This is a genomic window from Psychroserpens mesophilus (genome assembly GCF_000826645.1).
Lineage (GTDB): Bacteria > Bacteroidota > Bacteroidia > Flavobacteriales > Flavobacteriaceae > Psychroserpens > Psychroserpens mesophilus.
In genome coordinates, this window is the sequence record NZ_JXJP01000056.1 from 1 (window position 1) to 276 (window position 276).

1 protein-coding gene is annotated in these 276 nt (G+C 37.3%); it reads left to right on the plus strand.

Going from position 1 to position 276, the window contains the following annotated elements; translation table 11 throughout:
• Positions 1–276 (plus strand): hypothetical protein (locus tag TD18_RS17310; protein ID WP_040254878.1); only part of this gene is annotated, 276 nt, incomplete at both ends.

Here is a 276-nt window from a genome sequence, read left to right on the forward strand (position 1 = left end):
TTGGTGGAACAATTGCTGTCGTCTATACCATTACTGATGATTGTGGTAATGCAACAACTTTAAATGCAACACTTACCATTGAAGATACTACGCCTCCTACATTTACGGTTCCTAGTGATATAACTATTGAGTGTGATCAAGATTCAACTGATCTTACTATAACTGGTGACGTAACTAACGAAGCTGATATGTGTTCTGGTACTATTGAAGCAACTTACTCTGATATTATTGCCGATGGTAACTGTGCGAATGAATCAATTATCACCAGAACTTGGA